General features: G+C 47.0%; 2 protein-coding genes. One reads left to right on the top strand and one right to left on the bottom strand.

Annotated elements, in window-relative coordinates; genetic code table 11:
* The first annotated feature begins 446 nt into the window (after positions 1–446).
* Positions 447–1,028, top strand: a complete 582-nt coding sequence (locus FGE21_RS19705) for an SLATT domain-containing protein (RefSeq protein WP_139665100.1) — start codon at positions 447–449, stop codon at positions 1,026–1,028.
* Between the two features lie 158 nt (positions 1,029–1,186).
* Here FGE21_RS19705 and FGE21_RS19700 read toward each other — a convergent pair whose 3' ends face one another.
* The gene (locus FGE21_RS19700; protein ID WP_139665099.1) at positions 1,187–2,614 is read right to left on the bottom strand and encodes an RNA-directed DNA polymerase; all 1,428 of its coding nucleotides are present in this window, start codon (positions 2,612–2,614) and stop codon (positions 1,187–1,189) included.
* Between the last annotated feature and the right edge of the window lie 322 nt (positions 2,615–2,936).

Raw genomic sequence — 2,936 nt, 5'->3', positions numbered from 1 at the left:
TGGCACCTGCAAGGCTATTAACACGACAGGGCGAAAGCGATCAATCAACGATCCCCCCCCTGGGCACGCTTGCTGCAACCTGCATTAGGGTCAGCTCTGCGCAGGAAGCGGTCGCTGCAAAGTTGCGAACCATGGGCGGCCCTAATGACGCGACCGGCCCAAAGCCGTCATTCGTGAGAAACTCCTATGGCGCCCACTTCAAACCCAAAGCTAGCGTCTGCCGAAGGACTGCTCTCGTCTGGAGGCACTGCGATCCTGAGTTAAGGCGTTGCCGAGAAAAGCAAGGCAACGAACATGCTGATCGGTTGCTAGTGAACTAAAAAAACGATAGTCTCCAGACAATTAAGGCTTGAAGAAAAGATGCTGAATGATACTCGCATTCATATATGGATTTTACCGCGCTGGCATGCTGAACTGAAAACCTTATTTGAGAGGGTAAAGGTTTGATGGCAAACAACGCAGATTATGTGCTACCCGCAGCGCAAGAAGAGCTGATTGTTCCGCTGCTGATCTTGTCAGTATTGTCAATATACTTCTACCGATGGAGTTGCAATTCTTGCAATTATAGAATGGAGCCTGATCGATTGGATAAGACATCTCACCAGAGCGATTTTATCTATGACATGAGAGTTATGCGCGGAACGCGGTTTAACTTCTCCAAGCGCCTAGAAAAAAAATCGAAAGTGAAGTCGTTCACGGTAAACATTTTGAGTGTAATTTCCATATTTGTCAGCGTCTACCTTTTGGCAAACGCTTCAGGTATTTCTGAAGTGGAGCTAAAAAGGATTTCCGTCACCATTATTGGACTATCGCTACTTGCACTGTGGATGTCACTCGATACACCGTCGTCGGATCTTTTGCGGAAGGCGAATGACGCCCACCAGTGCGGGCGAGAAATTAGCGAAATATATCGAGCTTTCAAGTATGAGATGGTAAACATTTCGGATGCCGCAAAAAAAATACGAAGCGGTAATATCCAGTTACTCAGAAAATCACGATCAACTGGATCGCGCAAAGACTTTGTATGATGACCGTGAAAAGAATCCCGGCAAAGCCAAGGGGCTCACGGAATACAATACCGTTTGGCTGTATCATGTCTCGAGCTATAGTCCCGCATGCCTCGCATTCTTCTGGTGCGTAGCAATAGTTGGGTTTCAGTTTTTGTTTCCAATGTAGAGAAAATTAATCAATCTACGGCTTGCCGCGCCGTTGGCACGCACCATTTTTGGATTAACTCGCTATCTGCACTGGCCCTAACAATATCATCTATAGCATTCCGTTGCGCTGCCTTTGTAATCCCCACCTTCTCCAACCTCATGGAGTGATGTCTGATCAGAGAAAGAAATACCGCCTTTGGTCCTGCAACATCTTTGAGTAACGCGGTATTCAAAAGCTTGGCAAAACCACGACTTGGAGATGCTGTGAGCCTCACAAAAGAAAGGCATTGCTGAGCATTCATGCTTCCCAGCAAATCGGGGTTCTCAGTAATAGTGTTCCAAAGAAATTCTCGATCACTTAACGTTACACTACGAGACCTTTGGGCGAGGAAACCTAAGGACGCGCGAAAAATGGTGTCTAGTTTCACACCCTCGCCAGATCGATGTCGGCGCATTGCTGCTTGCCGACTCTTTCGATACTCATCAACGTCCTTTGAGTTGATGGAATCCAAGACGTCGAGCCCTCGGTAATTTGAAAACTGCCGCTTCCCCATGATCTTGGTTTTGGGTGCGCTCAGGTTTAGGCCTTCGACGAGAAGCATACGCGAAGCTTTATGCATAGCTGCTTCAAGTTTCTGAGGGGATGGTCCGAAAACAAGTAAATCGTCAGCCCAGCGAACATATCGTAGGCCTTCACTCCCACAATATGTAGAAAATCGTTCATCGAAATCCTGAAGATAAAAATGTGATAAATTGCGCGATCCGTCTGAAATAATTTCTTGCGGCAATCCCTTTGTGGATGCTTGATATCCAGTCGACCGTCTATTCCAAAAACTCAGGAAGACTTGGAGCAATTCAAGGTGACCAGTATACTCTGGCAGCTTCTCCCTCAATTTCGATATCAGTCTAAAAACATCTATGGAATCATAAAAGTTCGCAACATCAGTTGTGGCAACAAAATTGCCGTAGCCTTCCTTGTCGTTAATAAGGGTTGTGATCAGCTGGGTGAAATTTTTGAATCCTTGAAACCAAGCCGCATTGGACAGCGTGTCTTGGAAATACCCTTGTTGGTACCGAGCTGCGATAACTTCATTTCGTGAGCTCCTATCTAAATCATTTGTTGGATCCGGCTGGGGGACGACTTGCCATCCACCATAAATATCTGCGCGATCTGTCAGAACTAAATCCCCCAGCTCCCCGCACAATTGATAATATACAGCTAGGTCATCTCTGCTAAGGATGGGAAGGAACCGGGTAACGCCGAGTCTTTTTTCCACCCCCAAGTACCCATGTCCTGTACCCGGCATGTAAGAATTATTCCGGATCCTAAAATTTAAATCATCGATCTCGCTATCTAGTTTCATCAAATGGCCTTTGAAAACGATGGGGACAATGCTCTTCTCCAACTGTTGCCAAACCTTACGTGTAAGGCCTTTTGAGATTTGCACTTGATTCATAATTTTTCTTCCCAAGTCGTGCCTTAAAATATCGTGTCACGCAGGAGTTCCAGAACATTTCCCGTTTGACAAGTGGATATGTGCATTGCCTGGACATGCTCCATGAATAGACGCTGCCATATATGATCGATGCAGAGCCAACTTTTGTGCATGAGGAAATTTTATCCCATGCGCCGCGAAGGTCCGGTTCCAGCCGATCTGTATGTGTTGATCTTCTCGGCTTATGGCCAGAGTGAGGCTGCTTTGGGCTGACACCCGCCATCTGCCCCCCCCCAGTCCAACCTGCAGCTATAGCCTATGCCGACCTAAGGCGCGCGCTCGC

This window comes from Phaeobacter sp. B1627 (genome assembly GCF_006265095.1).
In the GTDB taxonomy this organism is placed as follows: Bacteria; Pseudomonadota; Alphaproteobacteria; order Rhodobacterales; family Rhodobacteraceae; genus Epibacterium.
This window is presented reverse-complemented; position numbering and strand designations above follow the sequence as displayed.

Coding starts and splice junctions, on each gene's coding strand:
- FGE21_RS19705 (WP_139665100.1), top strand. CDS start 447: ATGGCAAACAACGCAGATTATGTGCTACCCGCAGCGCAAGAAGAGCTG.
- FGE21_RS19700 (WP_139665099.1), bottom strand. CDS start 2,614: ATGAATCAAGTGCAAATCTCAAAAGGCCTTACACGTAAGGTTTGGCAA.